This is a genomic window from Streptomyces sp. AgN23 (assembly GCF_001598115.1).
Lineage (GTDB): Bacteria > Actinomycetota > Actinomycetes > Streptomycetales > Streptomycetaceae > Streptomyces > Streptomyces antimycoticus.
On sequence record NZ_CP007153.1, the window covers coordinates 8,635,780 to 8,650,852 of the forward strand.

16 protein-coding genes and 2 pseudogenes are annotated in these 15,073 nt (G+C 70.9%); 13 read left to right on the forward strand and 5 right to left on the reverse strand.

Features of this window, described 5'->3' with window-relative positions; genetic code table 11:
* The 4 genes from AS97_RS37520 to AS97_RS37540 all read left to right on the forward strand — a co-directional run bounded on the left by AS97_RS37520 (nt 1) and on the right by AS97_RS37540 (nt 1,941).
* Complete coding sequence (locus tag AS97_RS37520) at nt 1-258, forward strand: helix-hairpin-helix domain-containing protein (RefSeq protein WP_059145788.1); 258 nt, start codon at nt 1-3, stop codon at nt 256-258.
* Nucleotides 255-1,079 (forward strand): class I SAM-dependent methyltransferase, encoded by an 825-nt coding sequence (locus AS97_RS37525; protein WP_086705993.1) that lies wholly within the window; start codon nt 255-257, stop codon nt 1,077-1,079. Before AS97_RS37520 ends, AS97_RS37525 begins: the two co-directional genes overlap by 4 nt.
* 37 nt (nt 1,080-1,116) lie before the next feature.
* The gene (locus AS97_RS37530; RefSeq protein ID WP_086705992.1) at nt 1,117-1,464 is read left to right on the forward strand and encodes an MmcQ/YjbR family DNA-binding protein; all 348 of its coding nucleotides are present in this window, start codon (nt 1,117-1,119) and stop codon (nt 1,462-1,464) included.
* Between the two features lie 189 nt (nt 1,465-1,653).
* Nucleotides 1,654-1,941, forward strand: coding sequence for a nucleotide disphospho-sugar-binding domain-containing protein (locus AS97_RS37540; protein WP_247204612.1), 288 nt, complete (start codon nt 1,654-1,656; stop codon nt 1,939-1,941).
* Between the two features lie 53 nt (nt 1,942-1,994).
* Here AS97_RS37540 and AS97_RS37545 read toward each other — a convergent pair whose 3' ends face one another.
* Complete coding sequence (locus tag AS97_RS37545) at nt 1,995-3,338, reverse strand: hypothetical protein (protein WP_210566447.1); 1,344 nt, start codon at nt 3,336-3,338, stop codon at nt 1,995-1,997.
* Between the two features lie 332 nt (nt 3,339-3,670).
* Here AS97_RS37545 and AS97_RS37550 point away from each other — a divergent pair, with 332 nt between their 5' ends.
* On the forward strand, nt 3,671-4,879 hold the full coding sequence (locus tag AS97_RS37550) for a pyridoxal phosphate-dependent aminotransferase (protein ID WP_210566448.1): 1,209 nt from the start codon (nt 3,671-3,673) through the stop codon (nt 4,877-4,879).
* A gap of 90 nt (nt 4,880-4,969) precedes the next feature.
* Here the strand turns inward: AS97_RS37550 and AS97_RS37555 are convergent, their stop codons facing one another.
* On the reverse strand, nt 4,970-5,332 hold the full coding sequence (locus AS97_RS37555; protein WP_059145793.1) for a glyoxalase/bleomycin resistance/extradiol dioxygenase family protein: 363 nt from the start codon (nt 5,330-5,332) through the stop codon (nt 4,970-4,972).
* A gap of 450 nt (nt 5,333-5,782) precedes the next feature.
* Here AS97_RS37555 and AS97_RS37560 point away from each other — a divergent pair, with 450 nt between their 5' ends.
* The 3 genes and pseudogenes from AS97_RS37560 to AS97_RS37570 all read left to right on the forward strand — a co-directional run bounded on the left by AS97_RS37560 (nt 5,783) and on the right by AS97_RS37570 (nt 7,656).
* Complete coding sequence (locus AS97_RS37560; RefSeq protein WP_210566449.1) at nt 5,783-6,757, forward strand: class I SAM-dependent methyltransferase; 975 nt, start codon at nt 5,783-5,785, stop codon at nt 6,755-6,757.
* A 5-nt stretch (nt 6,758-6,762) separates the two neighbouring features.
* The gene (locus AS97_RS37565) at nt 6,763-6,990 is read left to right on the forward strand and encodes a hypothetical protein (protein ID WP_210566450.1); all 228 of its coding nucleotides are present in this window, start codon (nt 6,763-6,765) and stop codon (nt 6,988-6,990) included.
* Nucleotides 6,991-7,106: 116 nt separating this feature from the next.
* Nucleotides 7,107-7,656, forward strand: a pseudogene (locus tag AS97_RS37570) (sugar phosphate nucleotidyltransferase).
* A gap of 213 nt (nt 7,657-7,869) precedes the next feature.
* Here AS97_RS37570 and AS97_RS37575 read toward each other — a convergent pair.
* Entirely contained in the window at nt 7,870-8,316 is a 447-nt protein-coding gene (locus AS97_RS37575) for a helix-turn-helix domain-containing protein (RefSeq protein ID WP_210566451.1), read from the reverse strand.
* A 111-nt stretch (nt 8,317-8,427) separates the two neighbouring features.
* Between AS97_RS37575 and AS97_RS37580 the strand changes: the two genes are divergently transcribed.
* The 5 genes and pseudogenes from AS97_RS37580 to AS97_RS37600 all read left to right on the forward strand — a co-directional run.
* Nucleotides 8,428-9,132 (forward strand): DsbA family oxidoreductase, encoded by a 705-nt coding sequence (locus tag AS97_RS37580; RefSeq protein ID WP_236670260.1) that lies wholly within the window; start codon nt 8,428-8,430, stop codon nt 9,130-9,132.
* A gap of 39 nt (nt 9,133-9,171) precedes the next feature.
* Nucleotides 9,172-9,543, forward strand: a complete 372-nt coding sequence (locus AS97_RS37585) for a DoxX family protein (RefSeq protein ID WP_210566452.1) — start codon at nt 9,172-9,174, stop codon at nt 9,541-9,543.
* Between the two features lie 69 nt (nt 9,544-9,612).
* Nucleotides 9,613-10,275 (forward strand): NAD(P)H-binding protein, encoded by a 663-nt coding sequence (locus AS97_RS37590; RefSeq protein WP_210566453.1) that lies wholly within the window; start codon nt 9,613-9,615, stop codon nt 10,273-10,275.
* A gap of 65 nt (nt 10,276-10,340) precedes the next feature.
* Nucleotides 10,341-11,063, forward strand: a complete 723-nt coding sequence (locus tag AS97_RS37595; protein ID WP_210566454.1) for an SDR family NAD(P)-dependent oxidoreductase — start codon at nt 10,341-10,343, stop codon at nt 11,061-11,063.
* Between the two features lie 183 nt (nt 11,064-11,246).
* Nucleotides 11,247-11,843: pseudogene (locus AS97_RS37600) on the forward strand (transposase family protein); the annotation flags it as partial.
* Between the two features lie 111 nt (nt 11,844-11,954).
* Here the strand turns inward: AS97_RS37600 and AS97_RS37605 are convergent.
* A complete protein-coding gene (locus tag AS97_RS37605) occupies nt 11,955-12,587 on the reverse strand; it encodes an endonuclease (protein ID WP_210566455.1) in 633 nt (210 codons plus the stop codon).
* A gap of 81 nt (nt 12,588-12,668) precedes the next feature.
* The gene (locus AS97_RS37610; RefSeq protein ID WP_210566456.1) at nt 12,669-14,402 is read right to left on the reverse strand and encodes a helix-turn-helix domain-containing protein; all 1,734 of its coding nucleotides are present in this window, start codon (nt 14,400-14,402) and stop codon (nt 12,669-12,671) included.
* Nucleotides 14,403-15,073: the final 671 nt, after the last annotated feature.

Below are 15,073 nucleotides of genomic sequence, written 5' to 3' on the forward strand. Positions count from 1 at the left end.
ATGGAGAGCGACCTGAGGCAGATCCCCGGCGTCGGCAAGGCCGTCGAGGGCGACCTGCACGGCATGGGCATCCACCGCGTCGAGGAACTCGTCGGTCAGGACCCCGAGGAACTGTACGACCGGCTGATGCTCGAACAAGGGGCCTATGTGGACCGCTGCATGCTCTACGTCTTCCGGTGCGCCGTGTACTACGCCGAGGGCGGCAGGGAGCCGGAAAAGCTGCGTTGGTGGAACTGGAAGGACTCGAAGACACCATGACCGTCATATCCGCCGTGCCCACCCTCCCGGTGGGCGCGCTGTTCAGTCAGACCCGCCGCGAGTTCGCCTCCTGGTATTCGCGGCTGTGGGGGCCGCTGGGGGCGCTCGCCACGGGCGTCTCCCGGCCCCGCGTGGGGGAGAGGGTCCTGGACGCCTGCTGCGGCTCCGGCGCGTCGGCCCTGCCCGCCGCCCGCGCCGTCGGTGCCACGGGCCACGTCGACGCCGTCGACATGGCCGGTGCCCTGCTGGACCAGGGCCGGGCCGAGGCGGACCGGCAAGGTCTCGCCCATCTGCGGTTCCACCGCGGCGACGTCACCGCATGGCGCGCGGACGCGCCCTACGACCTCGTCCAGTGCTGCTACGGCGTGTTCTTCTTCCCCGACATGGAAGCCGGCACCCGCCACCTGGTGGACCTGCTGCGCCCCGGCGGCCGGATAGCCCTGAGCACCTGGGTCGGCGGCGGGATGGACACCATGGTCCGCCGCGCACGCGAGGCCGCCTCCGCGGTCCGCCCGCTGCCCGCACCGCCGGCCGCCCCCGACCCGCGCACCCGAGTGGACTCGGCCGACGGGCTCGCCGCCTGGCTGCGCTCCTTGGGGCTCGTGGACGTCGCGGTGCACCGGGTCGACTACCGCGTTCCCCTGCTCGGCGACGACGCCTGGATGTTCCTGCTCGGCGCGGCGCCGCGCCGCTTTGTGCTCGGTATGGACGAACAACAGCTCGGCCGCGTCCGGGACCGGCTGCAGGCCGACATGGCGGCCGCCGGCCACTCCCACCTGGACGCCAGCAGCCTCATCGCCGTCGGCGTCCGGCCGCGATAGCCGTCCGGGTGCCACCGCCCGTGGATAGGCTCGCACCGTGAAACCCGACGACGTCACCGCGCACTGCCTCGCCCTGCCCGGCGCGGCCGAGGACTTCCCCTTCGGCGATTCGCCGGCCGTCTACCGCGTCGGCGGCAAGATCTTCGCCCTTCTCAGCGAGGGCGCCGTACCGCCTCGTGTCAGCCTGAAGCTGCCGCCCGACGAGGTCCTCGCGATGCGCGCCCAGCACCCGGACACGGTGCTGCCCGGCTACCACCTCAACAAGCGGCACTGGGTCACCGTGCTGCTGAGCGGCGGCCTCGAAGCTGAAGAGGTGCGCGAACTGCTCGGGCAGTCCTACGAGATCGTGGTGGCGTCGCTGCCCCGCCGGCTGCGCCCCGCCTGACCACCCGCTCGCCCCGCCCGGCGCTTCGGGCTCACGCGCCCCACTTCGGATAGATCACCGGTTGCTCGCGGAACGGGAGCTGCCGCAGCGTCATATGGTCCAGGCCCAGGGTCTCGCGGATCGCGGCGGTCACCCCGGGCCACCGGATATCGGCCCATCGAGGAGCTGCTCCCCGAAAGCTCTGTCCTGGTGCCGCTCGGCGGTCATGGCACCTTCGTACGGGGCCTGGCCTTCGGGGTCCCCGTGCTGGTGCTCCCCTTCGAGCAGGACGCGTTCAACAACGCCCGCCGGGCCGCCGATCTGGGCGCGGGCCGTCACCTTCGACTCGATGCGTCCGTGGCCGCTCTCCGAGCGGAACTCCGGCGGCTGCTCACGGATGACCGCTACCGGCGGGCCGCGAAAGACGTCGCCGGGCGGCTTCGCCGCGAATACCGGCCGGAGGCCGCCGCCCGGATCATCGCGGAACTGGTCGCCTGAGCCGAACTGGTCGCCTGAGCGGAACTGCTATCCGAGCGGAATGCGTCGCCTGATCAGTTCAGGAAGCAGCTCTGTGAGAGCGCGGTGTCGGGCGCCGGGCGGTTCACCCCGTCCGACGCCGCGCTCGTGCCGTCCGGCGCGGGCACCCCGGATGCCCGGTAGCTGCCGTAGTCGCCCGGCCCGTAGAGGAACAGCAGGGGCGCCTTGGCGGGATCGGCGTTCTGCACCCTCATCCGGATGCGCTCCAGCTCACCCGCGATGATTTCCTCGCGGCGGCGCGGTGAGGACGACCGCTGGATCCGTGCCCTGAGGCCGGCCAGGAAACCCTGCCGCGCCAGGGTGTCGGGGGCGGAGCCGATGGCCGCGGAGGTCTCGCCGTCCGTCACCGAGGCCCAGTGCACCAGGGGCCGGCGCGCCCAGGAATCCGGCCGCAGATAGGGCAGCAACGCCGTGACCAGTTCGCCCGCCGACCAGCTCATCCGGTGGATCTTGTGGTTTCCCGGGTCGCGGGTGTTGAGGACGCTGAGCGTGAGGACGCCACCGCCGTCCGCGGGGGCAGGGGCGTGGGCGAGCATCGCCAGCAGCCGCCCGATCGCGGTCACCTCACATATATAGGCGCCGTTCTCATTGGTCAGCGGAACGGCCTCCGGGCCGGTCTGGATGCGGCCGCGCCCGTCGAGCGGCGAGAGGTCGGCCAGGTGCTGACCGACCGAGAGCGTATTCGGCGTCGCGCAGAGCACCTGGCCCATTCCGGGGGTGGGCTGCGAGGCGTCCACGCGGCGGAGCGGGACACAGCCCGTCCCGAGGAACAGATCGATCAGCCGCCCCGTGGGCACGGACGGAATGACCGGACGCACCTCGCCGCGCAGCCGATCCACGAAACGGTCGCCGAGCTTGCGGTAGTTGAGGGAGAAGTCGAACGCGAGCCGCCCGCCCACCGCGTGGTACAGCGCCAGCGCGGCGGGAGGCAGGAACTCCTCGGGGTCTGCGGTGATGTTGGAGTGCATGCGCCGCGCCGCCGCGCGCCCGATGCCGTGGACCATCTTGCCGTCGAAGATCGAGAGCGAGAAGGTCACCGACCCCGGCCCGGCTGTCCGCAGCGCCTGCAGCCGCTCGGCAACGGCCTGCGCGAAGCGCAGATCGGACTCTCCCTCCGCGCTGAGTCCCTCGGGCGGCGTGAGCAGCGTGCGCTCGCTGAAGGGGTCGTAAATCCCCGACCCGAACCAGGCGTTGGTCCCATCCGAGCAGAGCGGGACACCCACGGTAACGACGCAGGACCAGCCGGCGGAGACCGCGTCCGCGAGCGCCGCGGCGGTCGCCTCGGGGTCTCGCTCCGAGCCGATTGAGGGGAACGGACCGACCGAAGCGGCCTCCGCCCCCGATTCCTGTTCCGACACGCCCGCATCCCCCCTGCACCTTGGCGGACATCGAGAGGCCGCCTTCCGGAACACCGACGACGCTGGCAGGCGGATGTGGCGACTCTAGGCCCCTCGATTAACTAAAGTCAAGGTGCCTGAGGGATGGCCGGTCTGGCCCGGGACCCCTCCTGGGCGGTCCCGGATAATCTTCCGAGCAAACCGAACAAACGTTGACAATCACTATAGTCATCGAATCTGATGGACTGAGTCGGGCCGGGTGGCAGCCGCCCGGCCGGCGGTGTCGGGAGCCGCAGGCGACCCGCGGCGCTCCGCACCCGCATCCGGTCATCGCCCACCGCCGAGAGGTCAGCATGAAGGCCCTGTCCCGCCACGCCACAGCCATCCGTCCGTCGCCCACCCTGTCGCTGAACGCACGGCTCAACGAACGCGTCCGCGCGGGCGAGCGAGTGCTGAACCTGTGCGTCGGAGAGCCCGACTTCGCCATGCCGGAGGGCGGCCGCACCGCCGCGCTGCGCGCCCTCGCGGCGGGTGTCGACCGCTATACCGACGTCGCCGGGCTGCCCGAGTTGCGCGCCCGGGTCCAGCGCAAGCTCCACGAGGAGAACGGCCTGGACGTCGGGCCGGACCAGATCGTGGTGTCGGCCGGGGCCAAGCACGCGCTGTACAACGCGTTCTTCGTGCTGTGCGAGGAGGGCGACGAGGTGATCGTCCCGGCTCCCTACTGGGTGACCTACCCCGAGCAGGTGCGGGCGGTGGGCGCGACTCCCGTGATCGTGCCCACCCACGCCGACACCGGGTACAAGCTCACCGCCGCACGGCTCGAGGAGGCCGTCACCGCGCGCACCAAGGCCGTCGTCCTCAACAGCCCCGGCAACCCGACCGGCGCGGCCTACACCGAGCGGGAACTGGCCGAACTCGCCGCGGTCGTCGAGCGGTACGACCTGTATGTGGTCGAGGACCTCATCTACGAGCACTTCTTCTACGAGGAGGGCACCGCGCCCAGCATGACGGCGTTCCCCGCCCTCCGGGAGCGGACCGTGCTGGTCAACGGGGTGTCCAAGGCATGCGCCATGACGGGCTGGCGGGTCGGCTACACGGTGGCGTCCCCCGCGATCAGCGCCCTCGTCCGGCGCATCCAGAGCCAGTCCACCTCGAACGTGGCCGCCGTCGCGCAGCATGCGGCGCTCGGCGCGCTCGACGACGTACCGTGGCGGCGGCTGGCCGGGTATCGCGAGCGGCGCGACAGCGCCCACGCCCAACTGACCGCGATCGATGGCATCACATGCCTGCTGCCGACCGGGGCGTTCTACCTCTTCCCCGAGATCTCCCGCCTCCTCGGCGGCGACCACGGCGGACGGCCACTGGCCACGGCCGACGACTTCTGCGACCGGCTCCTGGAGACCACCGGCGTGGGCCTCGTCCCCGGGACCGCCTTCGGCGCGCCCGGACACGTCCGCATCACCTACGCGACGGCCCCGGCGGTGGTCGCGGAGGGGCTGGAGCGGCTGGGGGCGTTCGCCCGCGAGATCCGTCGTACGGCCGTCAGTTCGCGGGTCTGACCCACCGACCCGGGCCGTGCGACGCCGGGGCCGGGCGGCGCGGCACCGGCCGCCCGGCCACCCGCGGCTGACGCCCGGCCCGGGGTGTGGTCACGCGGCCTGGAAGTGCGGGTTGTAGATGAGGCCGATCAGATCGCCGGTGGGGTTGCGCACGACCGCGACCTCGATGCCGCCGCCGACCTCGCGGCAGGACGAGCGGGACTCGCAGCCCGCGGCGAGCAACTGCGCCTCGGCGTCGGACACGTCGTCCACGCCCCAGTAGACGATCGGGCCTTCGTCGGGGTCGCCGTCGGGGTCGAGCGCGAGTTCGTAGCCACCGACGTCGTAGCCGACATAGAACGGCTCGTCGAAGTAGGGCTCATGACCGAGGGTCGAGTTCCACCAGAGCTTGGCGGCCTCCAGGTCGCGCGCCGGATAGACAACCGTTCGAAGACCCAGAAACTTCACACTCACCGGAATACTCCTTCGATCGATTCGGCCAGTCAATGTTCTGGCGGAGCGACGATAGCGTAAAACCGTTGGGGATCGGTACCGGAGAAAGCGTGGTCATCGCCCGATGGTGGCGTTACCCGCGATCTCGGCCTGCCGTAAATCGAGGTATTGCCGAGCGCCGTGGCCCCGGCTTTCCAAAGATTTGAACCTTCTTTCGGAATCGGAACTTTCGATTCCACTAGGGTGCTGAGCAGGGCGGCAACCCGGGTAAGCCCTTTCTTGTCGGAGCACAGACATAACGCTGGAACGGCCCGGTCGGATGCCGATCTTCTGTCGATCTCCAGTCGACATCCAAGACCTTGACATGGATTTTTATGTGATACAGACTCTGCCCTGTAGTTACGGGGGACTACGGGGGAGGCTGGCATTCACGCTCTGGATGAGTTGGTCCGTGCCAGAAAGATTCTGGCCATGATCGAAGCTGCGGACGAGCTGGGGTTGCTCACGGAACTCGCGAGAGAACCTCTGACTCCGGCCGAGATCGCCGACCGGGCCAAGATTGACCGGACCATGGCATATAATTTCCTCACCGTTCTGGTATGGAATGGAATTCTCACTCGGAATGGTGATCACTTCGCGCTCGACGAGGCCCTTCAGGCCGAGGTGACGAGCGGGGCGCTGCCCCTGCTGCGCATCGAGGGATGGGCCACCCGAGACCATCTGAACGGCACCGGGATCGTCGCCGCGCTGCGCGGGCGCCGGCGCCCGCCGGAGATCGACGACCGCTATGTGGGCGCGCTGGCCGAGGCCATGCTGCGCGGCGCCCGGGCCAGCGCACCGCACCTGGCCCGGCTGCCGCTGTGGCGCGACCGCGCCCACCTGGCCGATTTGGCGGGCGGCAGCGGTGGTTACGCCATTCTGCTGTGCCGGATGTACCCGCGTCTCAGAGTCACGGTGTACGACCGCCGGGAGATGCTGGAGCACACCGCCCGCGCGGTGGCGGATGCCGGGCTGGACGACCGGATCGCCCTGGAGCCATGGGAGTTGCGCGGCGACCCCGTCCCGGCGGGGCACGACTGCGCGCTGCTGTCACACGTCCTGCACCTGCTCGACGCCTCGGCGCGGGCGGAGCTGCTGGGCCGGGTCCGGGCGGCGTTGGCGGAGGGCGACCCGGTCGTGGTGCACGACTTCCTGCCCGGTACGGCAGCGGGTGCGCCGTCGCCGGAGGAGGCCGCCTCCGCGATCGACTGGCTGGCGAACGGCTCGGGCTTCCTGCCGGGCCCGGACGAGTTCGGCGCGGAGATGGCGACCGCCGGAATGTCCGTGCGCAGTGTCACGCCGATCGCCGCCACCCGTACGGCCCTTGTGTCCGCGGCCTGCACGCCTGGCCTTCCGGGCCGCCATTCGCGCCCCAGCGGCTCCGCGGAACGGAAGGCCCGACGTTGAGCGACGTGACGAAAGAACTGGACGCCTCCAGAGAACTGGACGCCTCCAGAGCGCTGGAGGCCGCCGAGGAAGCGGACGCCTCCTGGGCCGGCCCGGACGCCGCTTGGGACAGCCCGGCCGCCGCCGAGTCCCCGGACGACTATCTGGAGAGGCTGCTCCGCAGCCTGGATGACCGCCGATCCGAGCCGAGCCAGTGCGACGGCTTCGCCCTCTGCGGCGATTGGCCCTGGTAGCCCCTGGTAGCGGAGACGGGGGCGTGAGGAAACACTCACGCCCCCGTCGCAGCACCGCGAGTCCGACCCGGCTCGGATGCGATCAAGAGCCCGGCGATCATGAGTAGTGGCACTCCATGCGCGGCATCATTCTCGCCGGTGGTACCCGCTCACGGCTCTGGCCGATCACTAAAGCAGTGTCCAAGCAACTCATGCCCGTCTATGACGGGCCGGTGATCTATTATCCGCTGTCGACACTGGGGACTCGAGCTCGCTTATGCGTCCCAGTCCAAGCCCGAAGGGCTGGCGCAGGCGTTCATTCTCGGCGAGGAATTCATGGGAGAGCGGTTCGTGGCCCTGATCCTGGGCGACAATATTTTTCATGGCAGCGGACTGGGAACGCGGCTACGGAACCATACCTGCGTCCAGGCTGCCCGGGGGCTCGCCTATCCGGTTTCCGACCCCAGAGCATATGGCGTGGTCGGCTTGGATGACGAGGGCAAGGTCCGTTCCATCGAGGAGAAACCGGCCCAACCCAAGTCCCGTTACGCCGTTCCGGGGCCGCATTCCTACGACAATCGAGTCGCGAAGATCGCCAAGGAATTGAAGCCCAGTGTCCGTGGTGAGCTGGAAATCACCGGAGTGAATTCAGCCCATCTGGACCACAGGGCGGCGTCGTTCAGGTGATGTGTCCGTCTTGATGCCGGTTCAGGCAGCTGACGTGGCCGTGGGGTTCGCGGATCGGGCTGGAACGGAGGCAGGCACGGCCTCCGAGTGATCATGAGGTGTCGAGTCCCTGATCACCATGTCGGTGGCCAGTGGGAATCCTCCACCCGCGGCCACCGATGCGGAGTCGGGTGGCCGCGTGTTTCGCTACCGTCGGTGACGGTCTCCGGTAGCTCAGGCGCGTGCAGTCGTACTCGGCTGCGCTGAGGTCGTGCGGGCCCGGTTCTCACGGATCTCGTCGTGGCGGGCGGCGGCCCAGCCGACCAGGGACGTGGCGATCTCGTGGAGGCCGCGGCCGAGCGGGGTCAGGGTGTATTCGACGCGCGGGGGCACTTCGGCGTAGGCGGTGCGGGAGATCAGGCCGTCCTGCTGGAGTTGGCGCAGGGTGAGGGTGAGCATGCGCTGGGAGATCCCGGGGACTTGGCGCTGCAGGTCGGTGTAGCGCAGCGGGCCCGGCTCCAGGACGGCGATCAGCAGCAGGCTCCATTTGTCGCCGACGCGGTCCAGGACCTCGCGGATGAAGGCCATGTGCTCGGCGGGGATCGCCGCGCACGGCCCGATCGCCGCCGCCCCGACCGCCTTCGCTTCACCGGTCGTCGCCACTTCGCTTGCCCGTTCCATCACGCACATTCCTCTCCGGCACGCACACGGATGTGCCTTTTGTACCTCCTTCCATACTGGTTCACCATGGCGTTACGAACAAGTCGTAAGAATTGGAGGTGCGCGGTGAAGGTGGACATCTGGTCCGAGGTGACATGCCCCTGGTGCGGGCTGGGCCATCACCGCCTGGAGCAGGCCGTGGAGCGGTTCGAGCACGCCGGCGAGGTGGAGGTGGTCCACCACTCGTTCCCGCTCAGCAGCCACTTCCCCGAGGACCGCACCTTCTCCGTCCGCGAGGCTCTGCTGCGACGGCACGGTGTCGGCGGCAGTCAGGCCGAGACGTCGACCCGGCGGATCGAGGCACTGGCCGCGGCCGAGGGACTGAGCCCCTACCGGGTGCTGGACAACCAGGTCGGCAACACCGACCTGGCCCACGAGTTCCTCGCCCACGCCTCCGCCCAGGGCAAGAACCGCGAAGCGTGGGACGCGATCTTCGACACCTACTTCGGCAAGGCCGAGCCCGTCTTCTCCCCGGACGACCTGCTCGCCCTCGCCGACACCCTGGGCCTGGACCGCGAGCAGACCCGACAGGCCCTCGCCCAGCGCCGCTACCGCGAACAGGTCCGCGACGACGCGACCCACGCTCAGCGCCTCGGCGCGACCGGTGCCCCGTTCATCGTCGTCGACGGCCGCTACGGCGTCCGCGGTGCCCAGGACAGCGACACCCTGCTCGACCTGCTCCGCACCGCTTGGGACGACACCCACCCCCTCACCCCCGTCGCCGGTGACGCCCCGGGCTGCGGCTCGGACGGCTGTGCCGTCCCCGCACACGGCTGAATCCCCCCATAGCCCCGTGATCCAGAACCGAGGAGTCCGATGAACGTCCTGCTGTGGGTCCTGCAGGGACTGCTGGCCGCGGTGTTCGCGATGGCCGGCGTCATGAAGACGACCCAGCCGATCCACAAGCTCGCCGGCACTCTTCCCTACGCCAAGGACCTCGCGCCGGGCACGGTCCGGCTGATCGGCGCGGTCGAACTGGCCGCCGTGCTCGGCCTCGTCCTGCCCGCCGCCACCGGCGTCGCGGTGGTCCTCACCCCGCTCGCCGCCGTCGGCCTCGCGGTGGTGATGGTGCTGGCCGGCACCTTCCACGTCCGCCGCCGGGAGTACAGCGCGATCGGTATGAACGCCGTGCTGCTGGCCCTGGCCGTCGTGGTGGCCTGGGGCCCCTTCGGCCCGTACTCCTTCTGATCCTTCCGAATCCGTCCCCGGCCGGCTCCCGCCGCCCGGCCCTCCGCCCATGAAAGGCGATGACTTCCCATGACCGACCTGCTCGTCCTTGGCGGCAGTGGCCGCACCGGCACCCACGTCCTGGCGCAGGCCGCCGAACGCGGCCACCGCGTCCGCGCCCTCGTCCGCGACCCCTCCGCCGTCCACGCCCCGACCGGTGTCGAGCTGATCCAGGGCACGCCCGCGAACATCGACGACATCCGCAAGGCCGCCCACGGCACCCGGGGGGTGATCAGCGTGCTGAACAACGCCCGCGCCTCCGGCAACCCTTGGGCCAAGCCGGTCAGCCCGCCGATGTTCATGACCGACGCCGCCCGCAACACCCTGACCGTGATGGCCGAACAGGGCATCCGCCGGATCGTCCTGACCTCCTCACAGGGCGCCGGCGACGACTGGGCCCGTCTCAACCCGCTGGTGAAGGCATTCATCAACCTGTCGAACATCAAGGTCGGCTTCACCGACCACACCGGCGTCGACCAGGTCGTGCGCGCCTCCGACACCGACTGGACCCTCGCCCGCGCCGTCGCCCTCAGCGACAGGCCCGCCACCGGCCCCCTGCGCGCTGGCGATGCCAACGTCACCACGCCCGGACGCTGGATCAACCGGGCCGACCTCGCCCGCTTCCTCCTCGACTCCGTCGACGAGGAGACCTGGATCCGCCGCGCCCCGCTGGTGTGGAACGCCCGCGGCTGACCCACCCCACCTCGAACCCCTGCTGAACAGCCAGAACACCCCAAAAAGCCCGAGGAGACATCCCCATGCCCGACACGTCCAAGGTCATCGCCGTCTTCGGAGCCGGCACCGGGCTCGGCGCCTCCGTCGCCCGCCGCTTCGCCCGCGAAGGCTTCCGCGTCGCCCTCGTCGCCCGCCGCAGGGACCGTCTCGACGCACTCGTCGAACAGCTCATCGGCGAGGGCATCGACGCGGCCGGATTCACCGCCGACCTCTCCAAGCCCGCCGAGGTACCCGCCCTCATCGACGTCATCCGCGGACGGTTCGGCCGGATCGACGTCATCGAGTACGGGCCGATCAGCGGTGAGCAGAGCTTCGCCCCCGCCACCAAGCTGGACGCCGTCACCCTGCAGAAGGACAGCCCTCTTCTCCTGTTCACGCCGGTCGAGGTGGTCCGCGCGGTGCTGCCCGAATGGGCCGAGCGCGGCGACGGCGCGTTCCTGATGACCACCGGCCACACCGCCGTGGCGCCGCGGCCCTACATGAGCGGCGTGGGCCCGCTGATGTCCGCCGCCCGCAACTGGCTGCACTCCCTCAACGGCGAACTCGCCGACATCGGCGCCTACGCCGGCACCCTGTCCATCGCGGCGTTCATCGCCCGCAGCGAGATGGGAGAGATCGCCGCCGCATCCCTGCCGGAAGGCGTCGGCCCGCTCGTCGACCCCGACGACCTCGCCGAGCACTACTGGGACCTGTACACCAAGCGCGACCGCATCGAGCAGATCCACCCCGAGCCGACCGCCGGGTAACCCCAGCCCGGGCCCCTCGCCACCACGGCCCGGGTCATCCCTCGGCGACGATCACCCTGCGTACAGGCCAGTCCTCCGGTGGGGAGTCCAACCGGCCGTCCGCGGGGACCGCCCGCCAGCGGGGAACCCGCGGCCGTACGCGGGGAAAGGATCTCGGCCGCTGTCATCACAAGGCGGAAGACCGTGCCTGCCCGATCATCATCGCCCATTCCCGCCGGCCTGGGCCGGCTCGCCACCGGCCGCCCTGCCGAGCCCGGGGAACACCCGCAGCTGCTGGACCGCCTCGCGACCGTTCCCGATCCACGTAGAGCCAAGGGGCGCCGCCACCCCCTCGCCTTCGTCCTCGCACTCGCCGCGTGCGCGGTACTGGCCGGCGCGAAATCCCTGACCGCGATCGCGGAATGGGCAGCCGACGCCCCGGCCGCCGTGCTCACCGCCCTCGGCGGCCCGAGCCGCGAACCCGCCGGGCCCACCGCCCCGGCCGAAGCCACCGTGCGCCGAATCCTGCAGCGCGTGGACGGCGACGCCTTCGACGCGGCGATCGGCGCCTGGCTCGCCGCCCGCGACCCCGACCGCCCGCCACCCGACCATGACCTGGGCAGACGCGCCCGCCGCTCGCTGGCCGTGGACGGCAAGACCGTTCGCGGCGCGCGCCGCGTCGACGGCACCCAGGTCCACCTTCTGGCCGCGATGACCGGGACCGGCCTGGTCGCAGCCCAGCGTGAGGTCGGCGCCAAGACCAACGAGATCACCGTCTTCCGGCCGATGCTCGTCGACCTCGACCTGGCCGACACCGTGGTCACCTTCGACGCCCTGCACTCCCAGACAGCCCATGCCCGCCGCTGGACGCGTTGCGCGGAGGCTGGACGCGTTACGTGGCGCCTCGACGCGTTACGCGGCGGCGCGCACCTCGCGAGCGGCGTCCGCGTGGAGCGCGACGCGGACCAGGGCCGCGGCCAGCCGGGGAAGATCCTTCTCGGCCACCAGCCGCCCCAGCGCCCCCGCGCTCTTCGGCAGCCCGACGCGCTCGGCGCCCTCCAGTGCCTTGCGGTCGAAGTACGGGGCGAACTCGGGCCACACGCCCTGCACCTCGCGCAGGAAGATGTTCACCCCGGCGGGCCCGATGCCTTTGATCTCCGGCAGCAGCTTCTTCGGGTCCCCAGCCTCGCGCATCCTCCGCAGATCGCCTCCGTACTCGCGGTTCACCAGCTCGGCCGCCTCGCCGAGCTGGGTGGCGGTCCGCTCGTCGTAACGCCGGTAGCCGCCCTCGCCCAGCGCGTCGACCCGCTGCTGCCAGGTGGCCTCCGCCATCCGCCGCGGGTCCCGCATCCCGGCGTCGAAGAGGGCGCGGGCGGCGGCGACGGCGATATCGGAGCTGATCCGCGCGGACAGCAGATGCGCGAGGACCAGTAGCTGGTAGAGCGGGCCGGGGGTGTCGCGGAGCTTGATCCCGGCCTGGGTGGCGAAGGTCGTGCCCTGCTGGTCGAGCAGGGTGCGTGCCACGCTCTCGTGCTTGTCGCTCATCGCCCATCCCGCCTTGTCGTGTCGTGCCGTCGTGTCGTGTCGTGTCGTTGCGTCGGTCACGGGTGCCCGGTGGCGCACCGCTCACTCGGGGCCGCTGCGCATGACCTTCCAAATGCGGGTGGCGACCTGGAGGTTGAGCCTGCTGTCCACGTCCGCGAGATCGATTCCGCTGATCTCGCGGATGCGCTGCAGCCGGTAGCGCAGGGTCGAGCGGTGGATCACCAGCGCCGCGGCCGTCTCGCTGTAGTTGCCGCCGCGGTCGAAGTACTGGGAGAGGGTCTCCACCAGGTCCGTGTGGTGCAGGGCGTCGTAGCCCATCAGCGGGCCCAGCCACTCCTGGACGAACCCCTCCACCTCCCGGTGGTCGCTCCCGGTGCGCAGGATCCGGTACAGCCCCAGGTCGTCGTAGAACGTCATGCCGCTCGCGCTGTTGGAACGGCGGCGCACCTCCAGCGCCCGCAGCGCCTCCTGGTACGAGCGGTGCACCTCGTGCGGGGTGTCGCAGGAGGCGCCCACCCCGATCGCCCCGCTGTCCGTGCCGAGCTCACGGCTCAGCGCCGAGTGCAGCGACCGCTCGCCCGGTGCGCTCTGGGCCACCAGGACCGCCGCCTCCGAGCGCAGGGCGGGCAGGATCCGCAGGCCCGTGCCCGTGGCCGCCCGGCTCACGGACTTCAGGAACACATCGTCGGCCGGGCGGTCGCTCCAGCGCACCACGATCACATGGTGCGGACCGTGCAGATCGTGGCCGACCGCCTCCGCGCGGGCGTACGCACTGGTGTCGTCCGCGCCCGAGAGCAGATCGTCGACCAGCTCCCGCCGCAGCCGCAGCTCCACCTCGGCCAGCTCGCGCAGATGGGCCAGCTCCAGGCCCAGCGAGGTCGCGGCGTGGTCCAGCGCCCGAACGGCCCGCTCATCGGCCCGGCCGTCCGGGTCCACCAGGCACAGCACGCCCAGCACCTCGCCGCGCGGATCCGCCACCGCGGTCAGCCGGTCCCGCACCCGCACCGGACGCGGCCTGCGGGCGGTCTCTCGCAGCAGCTCCTCGCGCTGCGGCGGATCGGGCTTGGGGTAGGGGTCCGGGCGGCCGGGGCCCGCCCAGGCCAGGAGGTTGCCGAACCGGTCCTCGGCGGCTGCCGCCAGCCCGGTGATCCGGTACAGCGTGCGGACGATCCCGTCCTCGCCGTCGCCGTGGGCGGCCGAGCGGGCGAGGGCGTCATGCACTTCCCGCAGCTGGGAGAGATCGGCCAGCGAGGAGTCCAGCCGCCGCCGTATCGCCTCCCGCTCGTCCCACGCCCGCCGCAGCTCCAGGGCCTGGGCGCGCTCACGGTGGTGCGCGGCGGCGGCGGACAGGGCCGCGGCGGTCTGCCGTACGAGCAGGGTGAGCAGCAGCCGTTCGTCCTCGCCGGGCCGGTCGCGGTAGCTCACGACCAGGGCGCCGTGCAGGCCGTCCGGCGCATGGGGCCCGCCTGGCTCGCACGGCCCATCCGGTTCGCGCGGCCCCTCTGGTGCGCGCAGCCCGAAGGCCCAGCCCCAGGCCCGTCGGGGGAGCCGCACCGGCCCGTCCCGTCCGGCCAGCTCCCTCACCTGCGCGTCCAGGGCCTCGGTGGCTCGCTGACCGTCGTGCGGACAGCGGACCAGGCCCTCGCCGAGCCGCAGGTATCCCGCCTCGGCGTGGCCGGTTCCGACCGCACTGACCTGGGCCATCGCCCGGCGCAGTATCTCCGCCCCGTCCTGGCCGTCGATCCCGTCGAAGCCGGTGAACAGGGTCAGACAGCGGTGCAGCAGCAGATCGTGGGCGGCACCTGGTGGGGCCATTGGGGTCACTCCGTGCGTCCTCATGTGTCCTGTGCGTCCTCATGCCTTCTCGAGATGGCATCTCGAGGGATCCGCGATCCGACTGCCCGAGTACCCACTTCATGGCAATTCACGCATGAGGGAGAAAATGGTGCGGGAGCTTCGATCTCCTGGGCGCAGCGGACGGCCCGGAGGGGGAGCGGACGGGACGTGTGTCCCGTCTCCTCGCCCGGTGTGGCGGCCGGGCGCGCGGACGTGAGGGATTTCCCAATTCGTCTGTCCATGGAGAAGATTGGCGGCTCGTCAGCAGGCGGATCCTGACGGGTTCAGCGGAGCCGCTTTCAATGGCCCACCCTCTGGAGGGTCGAGGTCAGCGCGGGGATCGCGCCGCTGGCAGATGCCCGTGGCAGGTGCTCGACATCCTCCTGCGGCGCACGTCTCCATGATCAGATCCGGATTGAAGTTTTCCGTTTTTCCTTTCCCCATCGAACGGTTGATCAGTAATCTCGCCTCAGCAGCGGGTTGCCGTGCCGCTCTCCGTCGTGCTCAACTTCCCCGAGGACGCGGACGACCCGAGGGCGGCCCCCGAAGCCGGAAGAGGGCGAAGGAAGTGCAGGACGTGGACTGGCGGCCGGAGGGCATCGACGCCACAGGCGAGGACGCGGCATGCGACAGGGAGTCAGCCCATGGCG

Coding starts and splice junctions, on each gene's coding strand:
- AS97_RS37605 (WP_210566455.1), bottom strand. CDS start 12,587: ATGAGCGACAAGCACGAGAGCGTGGCACGCACCCTGCTCGACCAGCAG.
- AS97_RS37575 (WP_210566451.1), bottom strand. CDS start 8,316: ATGGAACGGGCAAGCGAAGTGGCGACGACCGGTGAAGCGAAGGCGGTC.
- AS97_RS37550 (WP_210566448.1), top strand. CDS start 3,671: ATGAAGGCCCTGTCCCGCCACGCCACAGCCATCCGTCCGTCGCCCACC.
- AS97_RS37610 (WP_210566456.1), bottom strand. CDS start 14,402: ATGGCCCCACCAGGTGCCGCCCACGATCTGCTGCTGCACCGCTGTCTG.
- AS97_RS37520 (WP_059145788.1), top strand. CDS start 1: ATGGAGAGCGACCTGAGGCAGATCCCCGGCGTCGGCAAGGCCGTCGAG.
- AS97_RS37590 (WP_210566453.1), top strand. CDS start 9,613: ATGACCGACCTGCTCGTCCTTGGCGGCAGTGGCCGCACCGGCACCCAC.
- AS97_RS37585 (WP_210566452.1), top strand. CDS start 9,172: ATGAACGTCCTGCTGTGGGTCCTGCAGGGACTGCTGGCCGCGGTGTTC.
- AS97_RS37595 (WP_210566454.1), top strand. CDS start 10,341: ATGCCCGACACGTCCAAGGTCATCGCCGTCTTCGGAGCCGGCACCGGG.
- AS97_RS37525 (WP_086705993.1), top strand. CDS start 255: ATGACCGTCATATCCGCCGTGCCCACCCTCCCGGTGGGCGCGCTGTTC.
- AS97_RS37560 (WP_210566449.1), top strand. CDS start 5,783: ATGATCGAAGCTGCGGACGAGCTGGGGTTGCTCACGGAACTCGCGAGA.